This window comes from Vibrio gigantis, assembly GCF_024347515.1.
GTDB classification, from domain to species: Bacteria; Pseudomonadota; Gammaproteobacteria; order Enterobacterales; family Vibrionaceae; genus Vibrio; species Vibrio gigantis.
The window spans coordinates 1,947,598-1,971,288 of the sequence record NZ_AP025493.1; the positions used below are offsets into that span (position 1 = coordinate 1,947,598).

20 protein-coding genes are annotated in these 23,691 nt (G+C 44.9%); 11 read left to right on the top strand and 9 right to left on the bottom strand.

Going from position 1 to position 23,691, the window contains the following annotated elements; translation table 11 throughout:
- Positions 1-73: 73 nt before the first annotated feature.
- The 3 genes from OCV56_RS24640 to OCV56_RS24650 form a co-directional block, all read right to left on the bottom strand.
- Complete coding sequence (locus tag OCV56_RS24640; RefSeq protein WP_086712079.1) at positions 74-2,428, bottom strand: fatty acid cis/trans isomerase; 2,355 nt, start codon at positions 2,426-2,428, stop codon at positions 74-76.
- Between the two features lie 145 nt (positions 2,429-2,573).
- Positions 2,574-4,238: a VRR-NUC domain-containing protein gene (locus OCV56_RS24645; protein ID WP_086712078.1), complete on the bottom strand. Its 1,665-nt coding sequence runs from the start codon at positions 4,236-4,238 to the stop codon at positions 2,574-2,576.
- A gap of 57 nt (positions 4,239-4,295) precedes the next feature.
- On the bottom strand, positions 4,296-5,534 hold the full coding sequence (locus OCV56_RS24650) for an L-lactate MFS transporter (RefSeq protein WP_060981517.1): 1,239 nt from the start codon (positions 5,532-5,534) through the stop codon (positions 4,296-4,298).
- Between the two features lie 594 nt (positions 5,535-6,128).
- On the opposite strand from OCV56_RS24650, the gene OCV56_RS24655 reads away from it, so the two are divergent.
- Positions 6,129-6,509, top strand: coding sequence for a hypothetical protein (locus OCV56_RS24655; protein WP_060981516.1), 381 nt, complete (start codon positions 6,129-6,131; stop codon positions 6,507-6,509).
- Positions 6,510-6,644: 135 nt separating this feature from the next.
- Here the strand turns inward: OCV56_RS24655 and OCV56_RS24660 are convergent, their stop codons facing one another.
- A complete protein-coding gene (locus OCV56_RS24660; RefSeq protein ID WP_086712077.1) occupies positions 6,645-6,989 on the bottom strand; it encodes a YajD family HNH nuclease in 345 nt (114 codons plus the stop codon).
- 306 nt (positions 6,990-7,295) lie between these two features.
- On the opposite strand from OCV56_RS24660, the gene yghU reads away from it, so the two are divergent.
- The 6 genes from yghU (at position 7,296) to OCV56_RS24690 (ending at position 13,345) form a co-directional block, all read left to right on the top strand.
- Positions 7,296-8,153: a glutathione-dependent disulfide-bond oxidoreductase gene (yghU, locus tag OCV56_RS24665; RefSeq protein WP_086712076.1), complete on the top strand. Its 858-nt coding sequence runs from the start codon at positions 7,296-7,298 to the stop codon at positions 8,151-8,153.
- A gap of 225 nt (positions 8,154-8,378) precedes the next feature.
- Positions 8,379-9,605 (top strand): NAD(P)/FAD-dependent oxidoreductase, encoded by a 1,227-nt coding sequence (locus OCV56_RS24670; protein WP_086712075.1) that lies wholly within the window; start codon positions 8,379-8,381, stop codon positions 9,603-9,605.
- 353 nt (positions 9,606-9,958) lie between these two features.
- Positions 9,959-11,095: a hypothetical protein gene (locus OCV56_RS24675; protein WP_086712074.1), complete on the top strand. Its 1,137-nt coding sequence runs from the start codon at positions 9,959-9,961 to the stop codon at positions 11,093-11,095.
- Entirely contained in the window at positions 11,085-12,017 is a 933-nt protein-coding gene (locus OCV56_RS24680) for a metal ABC transporter solute-binding protein, Zn/Mn family (protein WP_086712073.1), read from the top strand. Before OCV56_RS24675 ends, OCV56_RS24680 begins: the two co-directional genes overlap by 11 nt.
- On the top strand, positions 12,017-12,823 hold the full coding sequence (locus OCV56_RS24685; protein ID WP_086712072.1) for a metal ABC transporter permease: 807 nt from the start codon (positions 12,017-12,019) through the stop codon (positions 12,821-12,823). The genes OCV56_RS24680 and OCV56_RS24685 overlap by 1 nt, the downstream gene beginning before the upstream one ends.
- A gap of 198 nt (positions 12,824-13,021) precedes the next feature.
- Positions 13,022-13,345: a DOPA 4,5-dioxygenase family protein gene (locus OCV56_RS24690; RefSeq protein ID WP_086712071.1), complete on the top strand. Its 324-nt coding sequence runs from the start codon at positions 13,022-13,024 to the stop codon at positions 13,343-13,345.
- 110 nt (positions 13,346-13,455) lie between these two features.
- On the opposite strand, the gene OCV56_RS24695 is transcribed toward OCV56_RS24690, so the two are convergent.
- From OCV56_RS24695 to OCV56_RS24715, 5 genes are all read right to left on the bottom strand, one after another.
- Positions 13,456-13,608: a hypothetical protein gene (locus OCV56_RS24695; RefSeq protein ID WP_164880353.1), complete on the bottom strand. Its 153-nt coding sequence runs from the start codon at positions 13,606-13,608 to the stop codon at positions 13,456-13,458.
- Between the two features lie 87 nt (positions 13,609-13,695).
- Complete coding sequence (locus OCV56_RS24700) at positions 13,696-14,988, bottom strand: sensor histidine kinase (RefSeq protein ID WP_086712070.1); 1,293 nt, start codon at positions 14,986-14,988, stop codon at positions 13,696-13,698.
- Positions 14,985-15,659, bottom strand: a complete 675-nt coding sequence (locus tag OCV56_RS24705; protein WP_086712069.1) for a response regulator transcription factor — start codon at positions 15,657-15,659, stop codon at positions 14,985-14,987. The genes OCV56_RS24700 and OCV56_RS24705 overlap by 4 nt, the downstream gene beginning before the upstream one ends.
- Before the next feature lie 8 nt (positions 15,660-15,667).
- Positions 15,668-16,579: a sterol desaturase family protein gene (locus OCV56_RS24710; protein ID WP_086712068.1), complete on the bottom strand. Its 912-nt coding sequence runs from the start codon at positions 16,577-16,579 to the stop codon at positions 15,668-15,670.
- Between the two features lie 11 nt (positions 16,580-16,590).
- A complete protein-coding gene (locus tag OCV56_RS24715; RefSeq protein WP_086712067.1) occupies positions 16,591-17,181 on the bottom strand; it encodes a hypothetical protein in 591 nt (196 codons plus the stop codon).
- 180 nt (positions 17,182-17,361) lie between these two features.
- Here OCV56_RS24715 and OCV56_RS24720 point away from each other — a divergent pair, with 180 nt between their 5' ends.
- Genes OCV56_RS24720 through OCV56_RS24735 form a run of 4 tightly spaced genes read left to right on the top strand, consistent with a single transcriptional unit; the run spans position 17,362 to position 23,615 of the window.
- A complete protein-coding gene (locus tag OCV56_RS24720) occupies positions 17,362-18,249 on the top strand; it encodes an ABC transporter six-transmembrane domain-containing protein (RefSeq protein WP_086712066.1) in 888 nt (295 codons plus the stop codon).
- A complete protein-coding gene (locus OCV56_RS24725) occupies positions 18,239-19,414 on the top strand; it encodes an efflux RND transporter periplasmic adaptor subunit (RefSeq protein WP_086712065.1) in 1,176 nt (391 codons plus the stop codon). Before OCV56_RS24720 ends, OCV56_RS24725 begins: the two co-directional genes overlap by 11 nt.
- The gene (locus OCV56_RS24730; RefSeq protein ID WP_086712064.1) at positions 19,411-22,584 is read left to right on the top strand and encodes an efflux RND transporter permease subunit; all 3,174 of its coding nucleotides are present in this window, start codon (positions 19,411-19,413) and stop codon (positions 22,582-22,584) included. The genes OCV56_RS24725 and OCV56_RS24730 overlap by 4 nt, the downstream gene beginning before the upstream one ends.
- Positions 22,581-23,615, top strand: coding sequence for a helix-turn-helix transcriptional regulator (locus OCV56_RS24735; RefSeq protein ID WP_086712063.1), 1,035 nt, complete (start codon positions 22,581-22,583; stop codon positions 23,613-23,615). The genes OCV56_RS24730 and OCV56_RS24735 overlap by 4 nt, the downstream gene beginning before the upstream one ends.
- Positions 23,616-23,691 lie beyond the last annotated feature (76 nt).

Here is a 23,691-nt window from a genome sequence, read left to right on the forward strand (position 1 = left end):
CTCTAAGCAAGTGTCAGATAAAAAAACCTCTGCCAAGGCAGAGGTTTTTTGTTTTGAAGGCTATGCGTGAGCACTAACGGTTCTCAAAGCGATTGTAATCTAACAACCCGAACTCGATAGGTTGCGCTTGTTGATACCAGCGGTGTACACGGTCACTGAACGGCCAGAATTCGGGAGAACTGCGTCGTACAGCAAACTTGTCGAGTAGCTCCACGTAGTCTTCTTCCGTGTTCAAGTTCTGTAGCGTTTTAACCAAAGTCGGAATTTCACTCTCAGTTAATGATAGGTAAGCCGCTGGGTAGCTACCCACAACGCCACGTACGAGTGTTAAGTCGTCGTTGGCGTAATCACGGTTACCTTCTTCGTTAAACAGGCTCGAAATGTTGCTGTGAGCATTGTTGTGAATCATGGTAAACAGTTGATCTTGGCCATTTTCGCCTTCAATCATGATCATCACTAATTGAGGCACATGACGTAGGCCTTCTCCTTTAATCAAACTTACTTGATTCAGTAGTGCTTCATTCTTCTTACCAAAGCCTGTTTCGACAATATCAAAACGATTATCGAGAACGGGTTCCAGCTTCTCTTTGATCATATCCAGCAGTTCACGCTTAGGATCGGCCGTTTTGTACACCACGCTAGTCGGTTGATCGAAAGGGGCAATATTACGCTGCAAGAAATCGCTCAATTGTACACTCTGGTTTTGATACCAACTTGAGTGCTCAAGGTGGCGGACATCCTTAGGAAGAAGGGTTAAGAAGTTACTCTCGCCTTCAAGGCGTAAGAAATCCATGAACATACGGGTAATCAGTTGGTGGCCGAAGTTTCCATATACATCGAAGCCTGCAACAAGTAGGTAGTGAATACGCTCGAGCAGGGCGTAATCAAGGATCCACGCGGTTTTAGGTTGCGGCCCAACGAGCCCTTGCACAACTGAAGCGCTGTCAAAGTGCCTGAATATGGTCAAAGCAGCATTGGGGTTAGTACCATTTCCATCCCAAATGATACCAGTGTCTAGGTTTACACCGCTTTCAAACCATTTGTTTGTGAAGTCTGACTTAGCATTAAGGTATCGAGCTTGTTGCTTTGAATAACGCACCCAGTTGGACGCTGGGACTGTGTTACTTTCCAACTCGCTTGGGAGTTTTAGGTTTTTCTTTTGGCTCGCGTAAAAGGCGTTAATTTCCGGGACATCGGCTTTCTCTGGATCAATAAAGAAAACCCAGAAGCGGTCATTAATCACATTGAGCGCAAGTTGCCCACGACATACAGGCCCTTTTATGAACGCCATGATGGTGTTTTGCGCGTTATCCAGCATGAAGTTAAAACGAGAGTTAACAGGTAGAGCTTCAAACGAAGTCATTGGGTTGGCTGCAACATCAACTTCGTAGCTTGGCAGCTTGGCTACTGTGTAATTGGCATCAACAAACCAAGTGTTCCAGTTTCGAAGACGTTCTTCGTTGAGTGCGAAAGGCATGTGTGTCTTGTCAACGATTGTGCCTTGTTCTGGAATTAGGCGATAGTAAACACGTTCTACTTTTGGATCGTCGTAAGGGCGGCGAGTTGTAATGCGTTGTACTGCTTTACCTGGAGGCGTCGATGAACGAACAATAGTGAAGAAACGTGTTGGTTGAGCCAAATCAGAGAAATAGACGTGCGCCAGAAATAGGTGCTCATAAATGTAACGCGCTGAAAGTTGGCTTTTGTTGTCACTCTTATTAAGAAAGCTTTCGTAGACATTTACGAGTTCTTGTTCAGCATCACTTAGTGGAATATGGTCGTTCATCAAGGCGCCATTTTCTAGCCAGCTCATCAATGTCGCATATTCAGATTTGTCTAAGTTCGGCATACCATAAGGCATTCCCCAAGTTGGGTAGTCTCTTTCGTATTGAGCGTACTCTTCGATAGTCGGGCACTGTTGGTCGCGATCAGTGGAAAAGTCGAAGCCTTCAAGCTGCGTTTGATCTGGAAGAGGGTGGTTCTCTTTCTGGATCAACATACGAGAAACAAGCCCTGCATCTAAGTTAGCGGTTGAATTCTGCATACGCTCATTAAGAACCGGATGAAAATCCGCATCACGCCACTCTTGTGTGGTTAATGCATCTTCGAACAAGCGAGTTGGTGCAGAAGCCGTTAAGCGGGTGCCTTGATATACGAGTGCTTTGCTAGCGCCTCGGTCGATGCCTTCCACGGAAGACATTTTGAGCTGGCAAGGAGCATCATAACAAGCGTGACAAACTACACATCGGTTATCAATGATCGGTTTAACTTCGTTAAGAAAGTGTTGCGCTTGAGCTGAAAAAATAGGGGTTTGGCGATCACGAACTTGTTGTTCACCAAACAGCTCATCGAAGTTTAAACCCGCGTAGACGGCACAACCTGAGAACACGCTGACAAGAGATAAAATGAAGAGTTTTTTCAAATTCATACGTACTTAGATATTAGGTATTTTTTCTAATTATATCGAAAATGATTGAAAATGCTCATGTTCTGATAATTTTGTAGGCAAGATCTCTATAGGACAGAGTGATTCTGTAGGCTTAGCAGTGAGTATAGAGCCTAGCAGGATCGGCTTACTGATTAACGTAACAAACTGAGAAGGGAACTGACAGTCGCTCAAACTCCTTTATCCAGCGCCATTGGTTATCTTGTAATTTGTCGCCAGGACCTTTGACTTCAATCCAATGAAATTCACCATCCTTGAACGCAATCAAATCCGGCATCCCAGTTCGGAATAGTTTTAAATCACCCAATATCACCTTAAAGAGATCGACAACTAAGGGCTTGGGAATCGAAGCAATGCTGTGTTCGATGAGTGCTTTAGGGAAATGATTCCAATGAACAAAGGGATTAGCTATACCTTGCTTTTCATCGTAAGTATCGAGCAAATGGTTCAGTCCATGTTTGGATATCGTCTGAAACACGGCTTCAACCTGTTCGGCTCGCTTGTCTACGAAATCGGGATGGTACAAGTCCAGCGGTCGATGTTGGTAGCGATTGATAAAAGCGCCTTCTACATCAGAGAAAACGACATCCCAGAAAGCCAAACCAAACAAGCCACACAGAAAACTGTTTTCAGAAAAGTAGACATCCCAGCCTTGGTTCTCAAAATGCTGCTTTACCGCAAGCTCGACTCGCGTTTGGCTGAGGTCTAATTCCAGTTTTATCTCTTTGCAGATCGGCTTTATGGATCGTGAAACTTTGTGCCCTTGCTTCCGTAATAGCCTGTCTTCAAGCTTAATAGCGACTTCTAATTCTGATACATCTGATGGAGTAGCTTTCATTTGCGTGACAATGTCACACATTAAGTCTAACTCACCCTGTTTGTCATAGATACGCGCAAGTCGTTCTCTGCTCGGAGGAAGGACAGATTGTTTGAACCAAAAGATAGCTTGATCGTTTTGGTTGAGCCTTTCGAGATCGCGAGCAATATCATTGATCAAGCGCGCTCGTTTTCTGGCAATACTCCTGTGCTCTGATTCGGCGGGAATTGAGTTTAAAAGCCGTTCAAGAAACTCACTATCTTTGCGGTCACCTTCTGAATACAAGCGGTGAACATCGCGCATCTGGAGCAATTGGTTGAGTTGATCTCTGGAGGTGAAGAAGCGGCACTGTTTGCTTAATGGGTAGTTCTCAAAGGTATTGAGCCCAAGGTCGCTTAAAACGAACTGGCTTAAGTCTTGATAGGTATTGGCAAAGAACAGCAACAGTAATACATCGATAACTTGAGATTCGACGACGTAAATACAGTCGAAGGGGAGGCTTTGAAATTGATCAAAAGGTTGGTGTTCAAGTCGTAACAACAGCTCATCTTTCTTGGCCGTTTTGTTGCTCTTAAGGGCGGGGAATACGCTCAACAACTCTGGTTTGGTAAGCAAGTGCAACCCGATCTCGACCTCACTAATGACGAGGTCATGTTGCTCTGCAGGATGACTTAACGTAATAAAACCTGAGGTGCTTAGCTCTTGTAGTGCGCTATTTAAATCGGGAATCTCTACATAGTTGAGTTTATCGCTGCGAAACCAACAACCTCTACGCGAAAGCAAACGAACCATTAAACACTGGCTTGATACAGAAAGACGCTTGTATTCAGACAACCAACGGCGCTCATCGCCACTCAGAAGATCGGGGTAGAGTGTTTGAGCGTGTTCAATCAGTCGATTGAAGTTGTCTAGATAATAAGTCGGGGAGAGCTGAGGAGTGGTTTCTATCGTCAATGGAGAAGTCGCTTGATACAAAAAGAGCCTAACCCTAAGGTTAAGCTCTTCAGTAACAAATTCAATCTTTTCTGACGATTAAGCTTGAGATGCTTTCAGTTCAGAAACTTTAGCTTCAGAGATAGGCTTAGTGATGATTGCTAGAACAATACACACTGCCATCATAACTGCAGAGATTGTGTAAGCTAGGCCGTAACCTTCGCCGTTCGACATTGAGAAACCAACAACTGCTGCACCGATAGCGCCGCCGATACCCCATGCCGTGTAAAGCACGCCGTAGTTAGTACCGTAGTTTTTCAGGCCGTAGAACTCAGCAGTAAGTGTTGGGAATACAGCTAGAAGTGTACCGTAACCAACAGCTGCGATAGCCGTACCAATGATTAGCGTGAATTCAGAGTTGAACGTAGCGAATAGAGCCATGTTCGCGCCTTGAAGGATGAACGCTAGAAGTAGAGTACGTACGCCACCAATTTTATCTGCAAGCATACCCGCAGCAACACGGCCGCCTGAGTTAAATACTGCAAGGATAGACGCTAGGTAAACTGCATTTGGCAGGTTAGCTTGAACGCTAGCAATCGTAGTGATGTTACCGATGATCATTAGACCAACAGATGCTGCGAACGCGTACATGATCCATAGAGAGTAGAACTGAGGAGTCTTCAGCATTACTTTCCAAGTTAGATCTTCAGTTTTCTTAACCGCTTTAGGTGCTTGGCCTGCTTTTACTTTAGGTTCAGCTGGCGTGTAATCCGCTGGTGGGTTGTTGATTGTTGCTGCTAGAGGTACTGCGATTGCAAGTACACCAACACCAAGAATCATAAAGCTGGTTTGGATACCCATGCTGTCGATTAGCGCAGAAGTTACTGGTGCTAGGTAGATAGCCGCAAGACCGAAGCCTGCTGCGATAAGACCGTTAACCATACCTTTCTTAGAAGAGTGGAACCACTTCATTGCTGATGGAGAAAGACACGCGTAACCGAAGCCGATACCAGCACCTGTCATAACACCAAACGTTAGGTTCAGCATCATTGGCGTTGTAGCGAAACCAGAAGCAATCATGCCTAGGCCTGTAAGCGCTGTACCTAGGATAAGGATCTTACGTGGACCCATACGGTCTTGTAGGATGCCTGCAACAAGAAGACAAACAGAGAATGTGATAGTTGCAATAGCGTAAGGAGAAGATGCTTCAGCAGCACTCCAACCAGCTTCAGTGACTAGCGCTTTGTTAAATACACTCCAAGCATACAGGATGCCAAGACAAAGGTTGATACAGAAGCCTGCTAGCAGGATACGTGTTGCTTTATCAATCTTGCTCATTTTTATTCTCAGTTTTGTCATCGGTTAGTGGAGAGCCACTTAACTAAAGACGGGTTATTGTGATTGTTTCTTCAAAATTAGTTTGCGTTTATCAACAGATAGCGCAAAAGAGCGCGGATTATAACCAATAAAAATGTGATTGGAATCTCTTTTTCCATTTTTGGTCAATTAAATTCATTTTGTTAATGAGTTGTTTTTCATTGGTTTTTAAAATGTTTGCAACACCCTTCTATTTTGTTCTTTTTCGCTTTGTCTTCTTATTATTTCAGGGATTTTGAGGTGATGGTTTTTGAATAGACGCGTATTCCGTGCGGATATCACAGAGTTACAAATAATTTTAATTAATTTCTAAGGTTAATTTTGTGTAACAAAATAAATCGAAATGGCGCTTTGTTCATATGAGACAAGGAGTAGCGGAGTTTTACTAAAAACAGAATGTTAAGTAATTGTTAAGGTGACTTTTTGTTAGTACCTTTGCTTACATTTTGTTCGATTTGAGGGGTTGTGTTGTCGGAAAAAAGTGGGAAAATAGTACGCAAACTGAGATTCCAAATTTGAAAGGATGCGTTTCCAACTTATGGTGAGGCGAGTATTATGAAACTGTTTTTAATTTTATTGATGTCAATTTCTGGTGGTGTAGCGGCAGCTGACCATATTCACTCTTTCCTATTCGGCTTCTATGTTGCGGCGCTAGCAGTTGGTAGTTGCTACTGGCTTGCATTCCGTAGCACGCGTTTCCCACAGTTGGCATTAGTGCTATTGATGTGTGGCTTTTTTGCAAAAATTGCAGTGACTGTTGTCGGTGTTTCTTGGGGTATTTCGAACGATATCATTCAATCGCCGTTCATTTTCTCATTGTCATACCTGTTCTTCTTAGTAGTTGTGTCTTACGTTTGGTTTGCATACCGCGATAAATTGACGTTAAAACAGCGCGCTAAGCAGGTAGAAGAGTCTCGCAAACAAGCGGCAGCATAATTCAAAACGAATTTTCAAAAGCCTTCTTCGGAAGGCTTTTTTGATCCAGTGAAAGTTTATATGGCCGCAGATAAAAGAAACCCCAGTATGGCGACATACTGGGGTTTCTTGTTATTAATCCTTGATGAAGAACGTTTACTTTTTCATCATCTTCGCTAGGTCAGCAAACGGGTTGTGTGTCGCGGACTGATGATCATCTAAACTTGCTTTTGCATCCATACCATAACGTTCATGGTCAGTGTATTTTGAATGCTCATGATCGTGACAGTATAGGCACAATAGTTCCCAGTTACTGCCATCTCCAGGGTTGTTTGTATGGTCGTGATCCACGTGGTGAACAGTAAGCTCTCTCAAGTTTGAGTAAACAAATTCACGCGCACATTTACCACAAACCCAAGGGTACAGTTTTAGTGCTTTTTCGCGATAGCCTTTCTCTTGGCGAGCGTACGCTGCACTCGAACCTGTGTAATCAGAAGACATTGCCAAATCCTTATCAATTGTAATATCCCGATTTTATCACAGCTTTCTTGAAGCTGTCGGTATGTCATTCGTAAAATCATTGCTAAATGATACGGTGGATTTACCCAAATCACATTGAAGTTTGAATACGTACTTATCTTTTAGACACACTAACTCTTAACTACACAAGCTAGCATTAAAGCGGGTTATGTCTTTCTGGAATAAGCCATGCTTAACAGTTTGAAAATAAATCGTATTCAGGGGTTTTAACCACAGACATGTGACCTAATATCAGTTTGTGAGACCCTATATTAATAAGGAAATATCATGTCAGAACAATACACTCCGCCAAAAGTTTGGGTTAACGATACCGATGGTGGAAACAAATGGGCAAACATCAATAGTCCTGAATCTGGCGCTCGGTTTGAGAAAGAGCTTCCTGTTGGTGACCATGCTTTCCAATTGTATTCTCTTGGCACACCTAACGGTCAGAAAGTCACTATCTTGCTTGAAGAGTTGTTAGCGGCGGGTGTTAAAGAAGCTGAATATGATGCGTACTTGATCAACATCGGTGAGGCTGAACAGTTCTCCTCTGGCTTTGTTGGAGTGAATCCAAACTCTAAAATACCAGCTCTTGTTGATAAATCTGGTGCTGAAGACGTTAATGTTTTCGAGTCAGCTTCTATCTTGATGCATCTAGCAGAAAAATTTGGTCACTTCTTACCAAACGAAGGGGCGTCAAGAACGCAAACTATCAACTGGTTATTCTGGGCACAAGGTTCAGCCCCATTCCTAGGTGGCGGCTTTGGTCACTTCTACGCTTACGCTGATGAAAAGCAAGAATACCCAATTAACCGTTTTGCGATGGAAGCTAAGCGTCAGCTAGACGTGTTAGACAAACAACTCGCAAATAACACATTTGTGGCGGGTGAAGAGCTAAGCATTGCTGATATCGCGATTTGGCCTTGGTACGGCAACCTTGTGCTAGGCAAAATCTACGATGCAGCTGAGTTTCTACAGGTTGAGTCTTACACCAACGTTGTACGCTGGGCAAAGCAACTGGAAGCGCGAGAAGGCTTCCAACGAGGTCGAGTGGTTAACCGTTCATTTGGCGAAGAGTGGGAGCAAGTACCAGAGCGCCATTCTGCGGAAGACATCGATAAAGTTTTGAAACTAAAGCCGTAATCTCTATATAGTTAGTTCTATATATCGTTAGATAAGAAGCGCCATGTATCGTTTTGTATATGGCGCTTTTTTTATCCTGTTACTTGTCAAATTGATTCAAATTTAAAGCCATTATTACAAATTGGTAAAAGTGATTTTATTTAAATTGGGATTATCATTAATTCTGTTATAAATATAATGCGCTCCATCAGAAAGATTTTGCCTTTAGGCATGGTGGGTAAGCGAATGTTGAAACAGAAAGAAAAAATTGTTGTGGTTGGTGGAGGTGCTGCTGGCCTTGAATTGGTTACGCGTTTAGGTCGTGACAAACGTTATGACGTGACACTCGTTGAGCCGTCGTCACATCACTACTGGAAACCTCGCTTGCACGAAATTGCAGCAGGAACATTCGACGAAGAGCTCGACGCTGTTAGCTACTTCCAGCATGCATCTTGTAATGGCTACACTTACGTTCAAGCTTCAATGAGTGGATTAGAGCGTGCTAACAAAGTCATCCAGTTGAACCACTTTAGCGGTACGACTCAAGAGTTCGAATACGACTATCTCGTTATCGCTGTAGGTGCTATCAGCAATGACTTTAAAACAGAAGGTGTCAGTGAACACTGTTTATTCCTCGATTCAGCAGGGCAAGCACAGAAAGCTTGGCAGGAAATCAACCCTCTACTGAGAGCAAGCAGTCAGCGTAAAATTTCAATTGTTGGCGCAGGTGCAACCGGTGTTGAGCTGGCGGCAGAGTTGGCAAAAGTGAGCGCCAAGCTACAGCGTTATCGTCAGGAAGGTAGCCTTGAAATTACTTTGATTGAAGCGGCAGATCGCGTGTTACCTGCTGGGCCAGAATGTATGTCGAAACGAGTTCATGAAGCTCTGGTAAAACAAGGTATTAACGTTAGAACTGGGACTCGAATTCAAAGAGCAGAAGAGGCGAAATTAGTCACTTCAGAAGAAGAGGTTATTTCAGCAGATCTGCAAGTATGGGCTGCTGGTATTAAATGTGCAGATTGGCTAAGTGAATTAGACGGTTTAGAAACAAATCGAATCAATCAATTAGTGGTAGATCAGACACTAAGAACGACCAACGATAACGATATTTTTGTGATTGGTGATAGTGCAGAGTGCCCTCAACCGGATGGTTCTTTTGTTCCACCAAGAGCTCAAGCTGCGAATCAAGCCGCAGGTCACTTGGCTCAGCAGTTCAAGCGTTTAGCGAAAGGCAAGGCGTTACAACCCTTTGTTTTTCACGATGGAGGCATGTTGGTAGCGGTTGGACATGACTATGCAGTCGGTGCTCTCATGAATGACAGAGTGCTTTTGCGTGGCAGATTAGTACGAAACCTTTACGACACTATTTTCCGTTTGCATCAGCGAGTCTTGTTTAGTTGGGGCAGAGTGACAGCACTAGTCGTCTTAAAGAGACTTAAATGCGCACTAAACCCATACAGTAAAAAGATTTAGTCATCGGGTATTTGTTCTAGGAATCAATACTCAAACTGATTCATCCTTATAAAACGCCACGCTCAGAATTGAGTGTGGCGTTTTTTTTAGAGGTCGCTCTAGTTGCTCAATCGAGATGCACTTTTGTTCGGACAGATGCAGCTCTCGTGCTTTTACGACAATCGTGGCGAACCTTTTTAAATAAAGGACTCACTTCAACATATTTTACTTTCCTTATAGATAGTGGTTCTAAAGCCCCCTAAAACAACAATTTAACTTCTCGCTAATGATCAAAATTTGTTTCTCAAGAATTAATTGTTATGTTATAACGTATCAACTTAATTCTTGGTGAGTATTATAAAAGGAAAAATACAGTGAATAAAAAATTGGTTTCTCTAGCGATTGGTAGCACTCTTTCTGCCCCTGTTTTTGCTGATACGCTGTCAAACCCACAAATTGGTGTCGTACTTGATGGTTACTATCAGGACGGACAGCGTAATAATTCGGAACGTGATGAAGGATTTGGCCTTGGTCATACAGAGCTGAACATGTCGGCGAATATTGACGATAAGTTCTATGGCTCTTTAACGACCGTCATTGAAAGTCATGATGATGAAACGGAGTTGTTGCTTGAAGAAGCGTTCATTGAAACCTTAACAATGCCTTATGGCTTGAGTATCCGAGGTGGTCGTTTCCTATCGGACTTTGGTTACCTGAATAACCAACACATGCATACCGACAGTTTTGTTGAGCGTCCCGCTGCTTACCGTACCTTCTTGGGTTCTCATTATTACGATGATGGTGTGCGCGCAAACATTGTTCTTCCGACTGACCTGTATGTGAAGTTTGGGGTTGAAGCGCTAAGTGGTAGCAAGATGTCTTCTGTTGAGGATGGTTCTGATGTGGGTGTCTACACGACAACCATGAAGTTGGGTGATGACTTCTCGGATTCATCAAGCTGGCAGTTTGGCCTGAGTTACTTACGTAACGAAAATGGCAAAACTCGAGAATTTGAAGACCATGATCACGGGCATGACCACGACCACGATCATAGCCATGGTGCAGCGGTAACGGGCTCAAACCTATACGGTGCTGACTTTGTATGGAAGTGGGCGCCAAATGGTAACTACAAATACCAGAACTTTACGCTAGCAGCAGAATACATGCTGTTGGATGGCATCGTGGATGACAAGTACAAAAATGATGCAGAATCCCCAGATAACTTAGCAGCATATTATGTGTCGGGTGTTTATCGCTTTAGTCCGAGCTGGTCTGCGGGTCTGCGTTACGGTGAAGCTGAAAGCTACGATGGTCATGCTCACGGTGATCACATGCATTTTACTGCAATGAATGACAAAGAAGCAGATGCGATGGTTGCTTGGGACTCATCTCATTTTGGTACGGTTAGGGCACAATATTCTCGTGTTGAAAACCAAAGCAAAGAGACAGATAACGTCTTTACCTTGCAATATGTAATGACCTTTGGGGCGCATGGTGCTCATGCGTTCTAGGAAATTACTCCTAACAATGGCAACAGGTGTTGCCGTTGTATCCTCATCTATAATGGTATCTTCGCCTGCAATGGCGTTGAATATTTTCGTTTGTGAGCCTGAGTGGCAAGCGCTTATACATAGCCATGCCCCTGAAGCTAACATCTACTCGGCGACCACAGCCATGCAGGATCCACACTACGTGCAAGCGAGACCGTCGCTTATTGCCAAAATGCGCCAAGCTGACATGGCAATGTGTTCTGGCTCTGAATTAGAAGTAGGTTGGTTGCCAATGCTGCAAGTACGTAGTGGTAACCCTGCGGTTCAAGATAGCGCACCAACCATGTTATACGCGAGCGATATGGTTGGTATGCTTGATACCCATGACTATGTTGATCGAAGCATGGGGGACATCCACGCTCATGGAAATCCACATGTTCAGTTTGCTGCTGAATATATGATTCCTATATCAAGAGAAGTCACCAAACGTTTACAGCTAATAGACCCTGATAATTCACCTGTTTATATGCGGAATGGCATGAAATTTCGTGCTAACTGGCGTAAAAAATTGGCAGAGTGGGAAACGAAAGCTGAACCTTTACAAGGTAAAAAGGTGGTCGGTTACCATGCCACGTATCGTTACCTTTTTGATTGGTTAGACATGACGCAAATTGCCGACTTAGAACCCAAGCCAGGTATTTCGCCGACAACAGCGCATTTGCAGACGTTAACGAAACTTGATCCTGCTTCATTTGATGCCATCGTATATTCATCGCACCAAGATAAGCGTCCTGCTAATTGGCTCAATCAACAAACCGGTAAGCCTATGGTTCAGTTACCACTTTCAGTTTCAGAAGGACAGAGCTTAGACGAGATGTACGATCAAGTGATTGATGATCTGTTGGATCTGTTGGTCGACTCAGAAATACCTGAGAGCTCGTGATGTGGATGGAATATAGCTGGCTGGCACCTGCCGTATTGTGTGGTTTGATTGCGTTGGTCGGTAACATTGTACTGGGTGAACAAGTGCTCAAACGGCAAATCATCTTTATTGATCTCGCTGTTGCACAAGTTGCTGCGTTGGGTGCTGCTTTGAGCCAATATTGGTTAAGTCGATATGAGTTGTTCAGCGATTCATGGTTGGGTGAAATGGCTGGCCCGTGGGCAATGTCACTTCTGCTATGTGGCCTAATTGCATTGATGGAAAAGCATTACAAACAACACCTGGAACCTATGATTGGTAGCTTATTTGTCGTTTCGGCTTCATTGGCTATTTTATTGGTGAGTCAAGATCCACACGGCGCTGATTTTATTCAAGGTATTCTCAATGGGCAACTACTTTGGGCTACTTGGGATGATGTTTGGCCATTGGCAATAATAACGACCGCGATGTTGGTGTTGGTCAGCGTAAAGCCCGAATTTATGCAGGGTAGTGGCTTCTATCTAATATTCGCTATCTTAATGCCGATTACGGTCAAGCTAACCGGGATCTATTTGGAGTTCGCTCTATTAGTTATCCCTGCCTTATGTGCCGCTGCGTTAAAAGGGCTTCGTTTTGTTATCGCAAGTGTCAGTATTGGTACAGTTGGTATTCTGTCGGGATTGGCCATGTCCGCTCATTATGATTTACCGAGCGGCGCAAGCATTGTCATTACGTTGTTTTTTGCAGGGGTGATATTTAATACGATGTCATTATTTCTTCGATATCGGCGAATCAACCGAACTGAACATATATGCCGAACTGACTAGGCTATTCTTCTGATGACGTTGAGCCCGATAACTCAAGATATATAGTTTGTAAGCATACCGAAGGTAGAGCGAAAGACCGTGGGCATGAAACCGTTCATTTCTATAGAACAGGTGGTACTGGCATATTATATTTAGATTTAGCTATTGAAGGCTATTTAGGTATAAAATCGCGTCATCATAATTCTAAAGGATGGTGCCATGTACCACGGTCATGTTTATTTCCCTCTGCGATTTGCAGAGCAAGCAGAAACACTGCGTCAAAAGATTCTATCTGAGCGCAAAGATGTATTAGAGGTTTTTCCTTTAGTACAACGCTTAGTTGGCCCACATAAGATGCCGATGTTTGAGATTCATTTTGCCAACAAAGAGTCGGGCATCGTGGAATGGCTGGATCAAGAGCGTGGTGATATGTCGGTGCTGATTCACCCTGTAACCGGTGGTGAAGAAACATTAGACCATACAGTACTAGCGATCTGGCTGGGCCGTGAGCTAGGTGTATTTGAAGACACACTAAGTAGCTAATTTAATTTTCGCCCGACAGTGTGCACCTAATCAATGCATTTGGTTAAGGTAACAGCTGTCGGGTGTGCCTTAACTCACTAACTTTTAAACCCATCTTGCTTCTTGAATAACTAGCTTCTCCAACTATTCCCCAGTATCAGAGACACCGCTACCGAAACACCTAGTGCGATTAAAATATTAGGCAAGTTAAATCCCCAAATCGCGACACACACAGCCACAGTGACAATTGCCCACAATAGTGTTTCTAAAATCCAAGTACCCATAACATAACTCCTAACTTGATTGTGCGACTAGCATAACCAAGCGAAGGTAAACATTTGGTCACCATCCAATATCGACCTCTAAATTCGTTAAAGCACCACTTTAACACTGAACTCGTTGCCGTGAGTGCCATGAGTAAATCTCCACCCTTGGTTCTGACAAACGCGATCAATGAGTTCTAAGCCAATGCCAAATGAGGTCTGCTGTTCAGAGTCGTGGGTTATGTTTTCATCCTCTAAACGGTTGGTGACCTCAAACTGAGCTTGTGACAGGGTGATACGGATCTCTCCACTTCCGCCGTGTTGGAATGCATTACGGACTAAATTAGTCAGCACGACTTCGGTCAGTTCGCGGGGAAGGGTATGTTCTTCTGGATCAATATTGATTTGGATTTCTACATCTTTGTTTTTTAAAAGATAACGCTGGCTTTCGATGATGTTATTGATCAGGGGAGTTAGCTTAATCTGCTCATAGTTAGTTTCTATCTCGCTATTACGGCTCATCCAAAGCAGCGTCGTGACCAAGGTTTTCATATTGGTGGCTGAACGTTGGATTCGTGCGATAGCTCGCTGACCACTGTTTGGAATGCTATCAGACAGTCGAACCAGCATATCGCTACTCGCGGAAATGGTTGCAATCGGAGTTCTTAACTCGTGGCTTGCTGCTCTTAAGAAAAAGCTCTCACGTTCATTGGCTTGGCGTTCACCTTGCACACTCTTAACAAGCTGCGATGCTAATTGGTCGATCTCTTTATATCGAAACTTAGCCAGCCCTTGCGTGTTGTTTACATCAAGCGATTCTGACCATTTTGATAGGGTAATAATCGGTTTGGTGACTCGGTGTATAAGAAGGCGAATGATCAAAAATACCAAGAGTAAAAGGGCACCAATAGCGATGAAGGCGCTGTTTATCTGATTGACGGATTCAGGTGGGTTGAGTTCGAATAGCTTCAGATAAATCGCTTCATCGTATTCAGAAATGATGTACAGCGATTTGTCTGTACCAGAAATTGAATGCTTGGCAGCGTAGAGGTATTGCCCAGACTCATTACTGGCTGGAGAGTCGTAATGTTCATAAATAGCGTCGTTATCGAACGTATCCCAATCAAAGGCTTGTTGAAATTGAGTTGGAACTTCTGAGTAGCTTAGAAAGGCTTGAAAGGTTGGGTTTTGGTAGTTAGGCAACTCTCCAGTCTCAATGTAACGCTGCTCTGCAACTTCCAGTTCATACAAGAACCCATACTTTGCCGATTCGTTCAGACCAATATGATAGCTTTGTGAAACCATTAAGCTGTATATGGCGGTAAGCAATACAACAATGCCAAATAGGTAGAGGTAGATGTCGCGCTTGATGCTGACTCGATTCACGCTTGCCTGATTCATGACTGCTCCTCATGTAAGACCACACCAATGCCGTGAACGGTATGGATTAGCTTGGTATCAAATGGAGCATCAACCACTTGGCGAAGTTTAAACAGGTGGGCTTTCACGCTGTCAGAGCTTGGCATCTCGTTTTCCCAGGCTTCTTCAAGCTTGGCTTTGTTCACCACATTGGGGCTGTTTCGCACTAACATCACGAGCATTCGCCAACATACTGGAGAGAGCTTCAATAGCTTGCCGTCTCTAATAGCTTGGTGCTTATCCAAGTCCAATTTGAGATCGGCTACAGACAGAGTCGTCACCGTACCTTGAGCACGACGAACCAACGCCATCAGTCTCATTTTGAGCTCTTCCATCGCAAAAGGCTTCACTAGGTAATCATCCGAGCCGACTTCGAAACCGGCGACCTTATCTTGCAATGTGTCTCTAGCGGTCAGCATGAGAATAGGCGTAGTAACGCCCTGCTGACGAAGTGATTGGCACACATCGAGTCCATCCATTTTGGGCATGTTGATGTCCGTTAAGATGATGTCATAACGTCCTTCTAAGGCGAGGTTAAGCCCTGCTGCGCCATTGTAGGCAAAGTCGAATTCGAAACCGTCGAGTTCCATGTAGTCTGCAATGGCTTCTGCCAAGTCGCTGTCGTCTTCAATCAACAGGGCGTTAATGCTCATAAGTGTCCTTACTTTGTCTCTCGTTCTCGTTTCCAAGCCCAGATAGGCGGCTGAATCAGAAGTTGCAGTCGGTAGTTCCAACTTGGTGCGTGCCATAGCTGTTGGCACAGTTTAACGTAGCCGTGGAAATATACCTTAAATGGGTTCACAGAGTTGATTCTAGGGAACACGCCATATCTGACTTCTTCCTCTTCTCTGGCGAACGTACCGAACATACGATCCCAAATGATGAATATTCCCGCGTAGTTTTTATCCAGGTACTGCTTGTTAGTCGCATGATGCACTCTGTGGTGAGAGGGCGTATTGAACACAGCTTCGATAGGACGAGGCAACCGCTTAATCGTTTCGGTGTGCAATAACGTTTGGTATAGCTGCACAAAGGTTTCACACATCAGCACAACAAATGGATTAAAGCCGAGCAGAATCAACGGTAAATGGAAAAAGAACGGGAAGAACCAATCCAAAGGCCCAAATCTGTATGCAACCGATATGTTGAAGTAAGGCGAGCTATGATGAACAGAGTGCGTTCCCCACGCTAGGCCATTGCTGTGTAGGAATCGATGCTCCCAGTAATAAGCGAGATCCGCCAAGATCAAGCATCCAAGAATCGTCCAGCCGGATATAGGCAGCTGAGTCAGGCTAAAATTCTCGTAGGCATAAACGAACGCGCCGACATAAGCTAGACCGACCAAGAAAACCGTCACCAATAAGAAGAACAGAGTGACAAAGTTGGTCGCACTGTCTCCCAACATGTTCCAGCTTAGCTTTTTCTTAAAGGCATAGCGGATAAGCTCAAAGATAAATAGAGCGAGAGCAAGCAATACAAAATTGTCATCTACCCAAGTTTCGGTAAGGATGATGCTTGTTTCTGAGAAGGTTTGAGAGAGAAAACTCCCAATGCTATCCATAGTGAAATCCATAACCAAATCCTTTACTGATCATTCTTATAATAGACGTATAACTCGCTAGAATCTGGCAACCCATGCTGATTCAATTGGTAGTGCTCAATAACCTTATCAACCTCTTTTAAAATCGCGATCCCTTCCCAAGCTTGTACTAATTCTTGTTCAGTATGTTCACCTTTACTGAGTAGAAGCGTACCTTTGGCTTTGTTTGGAATTTGGATTAAGTGATTGTTTTTATTTGATGTTGATTGCTTATTCGGGAAGCCAATGGTGACAGTAGCCTTGCTGAAGTCGGAACTGATGTCCTGATAGACCACGACGACTTTCTGTTGCAGTGCGATCTCCTCATTATTTGCTTCTAGGTTTTGGTAGAAATCGACCCACAGATCAGGCACATCCTCTAAAGGGATAGTCTTGCTCAAACCTTGCAGGTAAGTCGTATTTGCAGTCGTCAGTGTTTTTTCCTTTGATGACTGTTTCTTTGAGGACTTATTAGTTGGTGACTGAGCTATTGGTTGCTCAGTTGAGGCATCCGCAATCGCAGGCTGAATATGTAATAGCCCCCAAACTGCGCCAGTAATACCGACAGTCGTGAGTAATGAAGCGAATAATTTCATGCTCTTTCCTTGTTTTTCATTTTTCTTATCAAGGACAGTAAAGGAGCCAAGGTAAACAAAAGGTAACCGAGTTGGTTGTTGGGCGAGTCTAGCGCCTAATTTTCTAATACAGCAATTTGGGACACTTTTTCCCATGCCGAATTGGTAATACTGACGCCATATTCATTTATGGGCTCAATAATGCTATTCAAACATCCCATCTCTCTGCTGACGATTATTCGGCTTAACCCATTAAAGGTCGCTGCGACTTGGTTAATGGTTCTGGCTGAAAACGTGATGCTTATTCTGCTGCCGCTGTTTATTGGTTACGCCATCGACGGTGTGTTAAACCAAAGCTTCCAGCCTTTGATGATGCTGGCACTGATTCTCTTTGTGTTGGTCATTCTCAGCGTGGTTCGCCGTTTCTACGACACCCGCGTTTATGGGGCAATTCGTGTAAAACTGGCGAATATCGTGGAGCGAAACCTGCGTGGCTTATCTGTATCAACCAAAGACGCTCGTCTCACCATGTCGCGTGAGCTGGTTGATTTCTTAGAAGACGATTTACCCGCTTTGATGACAGCAGTAGTGCAACTTGTTGCGACTGTGGTGATTCTCTCCACATTCCATTTCTCACTGGCGCTTTGCATGTTGTTTGCTGGGCTGTCGATGCTCGCTATCTATGGTTTGTTCCACCAGACCTTCACGCGGCTTAATGGCCAATTTAACGATCAAGTTGAACAGCAGGTTCAACTGTTGAGCGGTGTTCGCTTGTCTGCGCTTCGTTGGCACTTTGAGCGACTTAAACAGTGTGAAATCAAGCTTTCAGACACTGAGGCAATTGTTTACGGACTGATCTTTACCGTGCTGTTTGGCGCAGTCGTGGGCAATTTGTGGATGGTGAGTCAGCTTATTCAGCCTACGGCAGGGCAAGTGTTCTCAATCGTTACCTACTCATTGGAGTTTGTTGAAACCGCAGTGATGCTGCCAATTACGCTACAAACCCTTTCTCGTCTTACTGAAATCAGTCAGCGACTCAATCATACCTCTGTCCAACAGGCTACCAAGGAGATGCCTTATGAAGTTTAAAAAGCCACTGTCTGTATTAGTCGGTTGTGCGGCTATCTTTGTTGCCTTGATTGTTGTCGATGAATTAGAACCAGAGGCGGCAGAGCCTGTGAAGAAACAAGCAGTACTGGCACCGGTTTCTGTGTTGGAGGTGACACCCTCACAGCACGAATCGACGTTAACGGTACTCGGCTTAACCGCTGCTCGTTGGCCAATTCAACTTAAAGCCTCGAGTAGTGCGCAACTAAAATGGCTGAATGAAAAAATCGAACCGGGACAATTAGTGAATAAGGGAGATGTGCTGGCGAGGCTAGACACCAGCGCCGTTGATGCGAACTTGGCGCAAGCGTTAAGTGCGTTAAAGCAAGCGGAGTTGGAATTGAAACAGGCTAAACATGAACAAACTGTCGCTCTTAAAATGCTCAACCCAAAAACAAGTTCGTCCTTTGCGCGCAGAGAACCCCAAGTGCTTGCTGCGAAAGCCAATCTGCAACAAGCCCAACAAGCTTATGTCAGTGCGAAGAAGCTCGTGGAAGAGTCAGTGATTAATGCGCCTTTTGATGCGGTCGTCATGAAGCGCCACATTAGCCCAAGAGAATGGGTAGAGGCGGGGCAAGTGACCTTTGAGTTAGCCGCCAGTGATTCGATTGATATCGAGCTTCCAATCTCCGAATTGCATTGGCAACAAGTACAAGCTGCCTTGGTTAAGCCGAGCATTCGTGTCGTGAGTCGTTCTGGGAACCAATGGCCGGCGAAGGTGCGCTATGTGTCGCCAGAAGTCGATTCGGTGACGCGTCAAAGGCAAGTGGTGTTATCGGTTGAAAATCCTTACCAAGACAAGCCTAGGCTTTTCCCTAATCAGCAGGTTCAGGCTGTGGTAAACCTCGGTCTACAAGATGACGTAGTAAGTGTGCCTCTGAGTGCAATGACGCGAGACGGGTATGTGTGGACATTAGATACAGAAGATCGCTTACGAAAAGAGTCGGTAACGCTTATAGGGCAAGGCAGCCAAGAGCTTGATATTCGGTTCAACGATCGCAGTGATAAGGCTCGTCGCGTGGTGCAATATCCGCTTTCTTCGATGTTAATCGGCAAACAAGTCGCGCCTAGATTCATTGAAATCCATTCTGAAGCCATGCTCGCTGGCAAATCTGATTCAGCACAGATTAAGGAATCAAACCAATGAGTTGGATGACAAAATGGTTCATTAACAACCCAGTCGCTGCCAATTTGTTGATGATGGCGATTGTTATCAGTGGTGTGCTGGCGTTTGGTCAGCTGCGTGTCGAGTCGTTCCCGCAAATTGCACCATCATCAATCAGTATTACTGTGGCTTATCCTGGCGGTACTGCACAACAGATTGATGAGAGCGTGACTCAACGAATCGAAGAGTCGATCAGCGGCATTGCAGGCATCAAACAGATCACCAGCCAATCGAGTGCTGGCGTGTCTAGAGTCGTGGTACGTAAAACCAGCAGCACAGATTTAGACAAGCTGTTGGATGATATTCGTAATCAAGTTAACGCCATCAACGGCTTTCCAGTGCAAGCAGAAAGACCGCAAGTGGTGCGTAATGAATTTACCAACTTAGCTGCGTTTGTTGTGGTGTCAGGTCCAAGAACCGATGACGAATTACAACCTATTGCTAAGCAACTTGAACAAGCGCTGAAAAAGAACCCTCAAATTTCCAAGGTCTCAAACTGGGGAACTCGAACGCCTCAGTTGGTTATCGATCCAGACCCTGACCAACTCAAGGCGCTAGGGCTGAGCTTGGAAGATCTTGCAGGTTTAGTTGAGCAGCGTTCACTAGAGTCTCGTAGCGGTGAGCTGATTAGTGACAAAGGCCGAATGGTTATTCGTGGTGACGGTTATGCCGATGATTTGCAGAAGCTGAATCAGCTTGTCGTAATTTCGGGTAGTAATGGAGAAATACGCTTGGGAGACATTGCCAAGCTAACCCGTGGCTACCAATACAGCGGCTCTATCGTGCGTAACAACGGCGCTAACGCCATCGCTTTATTGGTCAGCACTAGCCAAACCGATAATCTACTTAAAGTCAGTGAAGCGATCAGCGAAACCTTGGATGCACAACGTGTGATTCTGCCGTCGGATATTGAGCTGAATACCATGGCTGATATGGCGCCTTACATTGAAGAGCAGCTATTTCGTTTAAGCGAAAACGCCTGGCAAGGCTTGCTAATTGTGTTGATCTTGCTCGGGATATTTCTTGAAATTAGGCTCGCGTTTTGGGTCGCGATGGGAATTCCGATTGCGCTCGCTGGAACACTCGCTGCAATGCAGTGGTTTAACTACAGCATCAACGACATCACTTTGTTTGGCTTTATCTTGGTGCTCGGTGTGTTGGTGGATGATGCCGTAGTTGTGGGTGAAGCGATACATGAAAAACGGACGGGGCACGGCAGTAGTTCTGGTCATTTAAATAGAAACGGCCCCTCTAATGTAAACGGAAAAACAGCCGCTTGGCAGGGCGTCCATTCTGTGTCGGTGGCAACCGTGTTTGGTGTGCTGACGACCATTGCTGCATTTTCTCCAATGCTATGGATTAACAATGAGTTAGCCAAGGTGCTTGCTGGGTTTTCGGCAGTGGTGATCTTCGCTTTGATCTTCTCGCTGATTGAAAGCAAATTTATTCTACCGTCACACTTGGCTCAGCTTTCTTTGAAAAAGCCATCTACAAGTATTTTTGCCAAGGTTCAGAATGCCGCTCAAGGCGGTTTGCAGTGGTTCAATCTCAACATCTATAAGCCAGTATTGGAGTTTGCACTTGGCTACAAAGTGGCGTCTTTGCTTGGGTTTGTGGCGGTTATCTCACTGGCTTACGGTATGTGGTCGAATGGGGCGATTCGAAGTGCGCTGTTCCCTGAAATTCCTGGGCGTTACATTACGGCTGTTATTGAGCTAGAAGATGGTGCGCCGTTACCACTGCAGCGCCAAGCTTTGTTGCAAGTAGAGCAAGCGATGACTCAGGTTGAGAAAGGCTTAATGGAAGATTATCCATTACAAGAGAAGCCCGTCGTAAACCTGCTCGCGTGGTCAGATGGTTATGGGGAAATTGAAGTCACTGCGGAGCTCACCAATGAATCTTTAAGCTTATTGCCGGGTAACTTACTGCTGAAGCGATGGCGAGAAAGCACTGGGCAAATTGAAGGGGCTTACTCGGCCAAATTCAGCGCAGCAGAAGAACCAGCTGGTGGCACATTCTTAACGATCTCTTCCAACGATCGTGAGTTGGCTTCTCGTGTGAGTGAACAGCTAGCAGATACTCTAGAGTCCTTAAAAGGCGTTTCGGATGTTTACGATGATGGTCAGGATGGTTTACCACAAGTTCGCTTAGTGCTGAATCAATATGGTCAGCAGCTTGGATTAACTCAAGCGAAGCTGGCACAGCTTGCCGGAGAAGCGTTTGGCGAAAGGGAAGTTCATCGCCTATTAGAAAACGGACAAGAGACCAAGGTGCTGCTGCAATACCCAAGAGATGAGCGCAGAACCTTAGTTCAGCTACAACAAGCCATCATTATGTTGCCGAACGGTGGCAGCGTAATGATTGGCGATATCGCTGAGTTCCGTCACGAGCAAGAGCCGCAAGTGGTTTTCCGCCGTGACCGAGAACAAGTGATCAACCTCTATTGGAAGCAAAACCGAGATCTGCAATCACCAGAGAAGACACGAGAACAGCTTGAAGAGACGATTGAATCTCTGCGGCTACAATACCCAAGTGTGACGATCAAAGCGGGTGGCGAGTTTGAAGAGATAGGGGAAGTGTCGGATGGCTTTAAATCCGCGATGATCCTGACGCTGCTGATGATCTACATCTTGTTGGCAGTGCCTTTGAAATCCTACTGGCAGCCAATGATCATCATGGCGGTAATACCGTTTGGATTCGCAGGCGCGATTTTTGGTCATTACTTGATGGACTTGCCGATCAGCATTCTTTCGATGTTCGGAATGATGGCCATGACGGGGATCGTGATTAACGACTCGTTGGTGTTGATCACGCGTTTTAATGCTGAATATCGCCAAGGCGTCCCATTACAGAAAGCGTTGGTGATTGCGGGCACCAGCCGATTGAGAGCGATCTTCTTAACCACGATAACCACTGTGTGTGGGTTGTTGCCGTTACTAAGCGAAACTGCGGAACAAGCACAATACTTAAAGCCTGCGGCGGTGTCGTTGGTGTTTGGTGAACTGTTCGCCACTGCGGTAACGCTGATTTTGATACCTGTGTTGCTTGGTTTGTTTTTCCGCAAACCGCCTCAAGTTGAAGATCTAATCGAAAATGGAGCGGTCGAACAAGAACCACAGGTACAGACACAGCTCACTTTGGAGCGCTCGTGATTGATTTTATAAAGGACAAAGACGATAGTGAAGCCAAGCGATCGAATTCAATCAAGACGACAGATACAAGAGCTTCTATGCCTGAGAACAAAGACCGTGTGACGCAACAGAGCAAGCCTGACTATCACTCAGTGCCTGGGTTTAAACTTGTGCCCGAGATTGCGTTGGTTGAATCTTTACCAGAACACCTTCAAAAACGCTTTAGCCATGCGCTTAACTTAATGCATGAAGAGTGGGGTGAGCGTCGTACTTGGGAAGAGATAGCGACCGAGAGCGCGATTTCTCCATACCACTTTCATCGTCAGTTTACTGAGCTGTTTAATGAAACGCCGGGTCAATACCTGAGTCGAATACGTCTACAGATTGCTGTTAGCCTGTTGATCAATGACGAGCCATGGAGCGTCATTGAAATTGCTCAGTATTGTGGATTCTCATCGTCACAGTCGCTAGGCAAGGCGCTCAAGCGTGAGCTGGGCGTGACGGCAAAGCACATTCGAGCAATGGGTTATAACGCGACACCCAAGGAGACGGCGGATTTCATCCAGAGATTGGCGCATCCCGGTGTGCAGTCTTCGATGGAAAAAGAGCTGGTTAAGTCTATGCCAACAGAATTGGTTTGGTATCCGGAGCGTGGTATGCAGAAGCTCAAATTAGACGACCCTGACTGGGATACCGCGTTTGAGATGTACGGCCAGAAGTCGACACAACTTATGGGCACAACGCCGATTAAGCAAATGAGAAACAAGTGGGACGACATAGACGCTGAAATCGGCAACTGGCAAGTAGCTAAAGAGCGTTACGATATGACCATTCCAGAAGGTTACTACTTGTGTAGCGATGTTTATCTGGTTTCCGATGTAGCCTACAGCACGGCTTTAGAAGCGTTGTTTAATGCGGTTAAGCAACAAGGCTTACAGTTAGCCGTGAATGGCTATTTGGTGGAGATGATTCGCCATATAGATGATGACGATGTAGAAGGAGTAACATTCTCTTTTCAGTTGCCGGTTTTAACCACGCAAGACAACGAATAATAAAAAGGCTCCTCAAATGAGGAGCCTTTGTTTACTAATAAGCAGCTTTATAGAAGGAGCTTAACAGAGTAGGGGG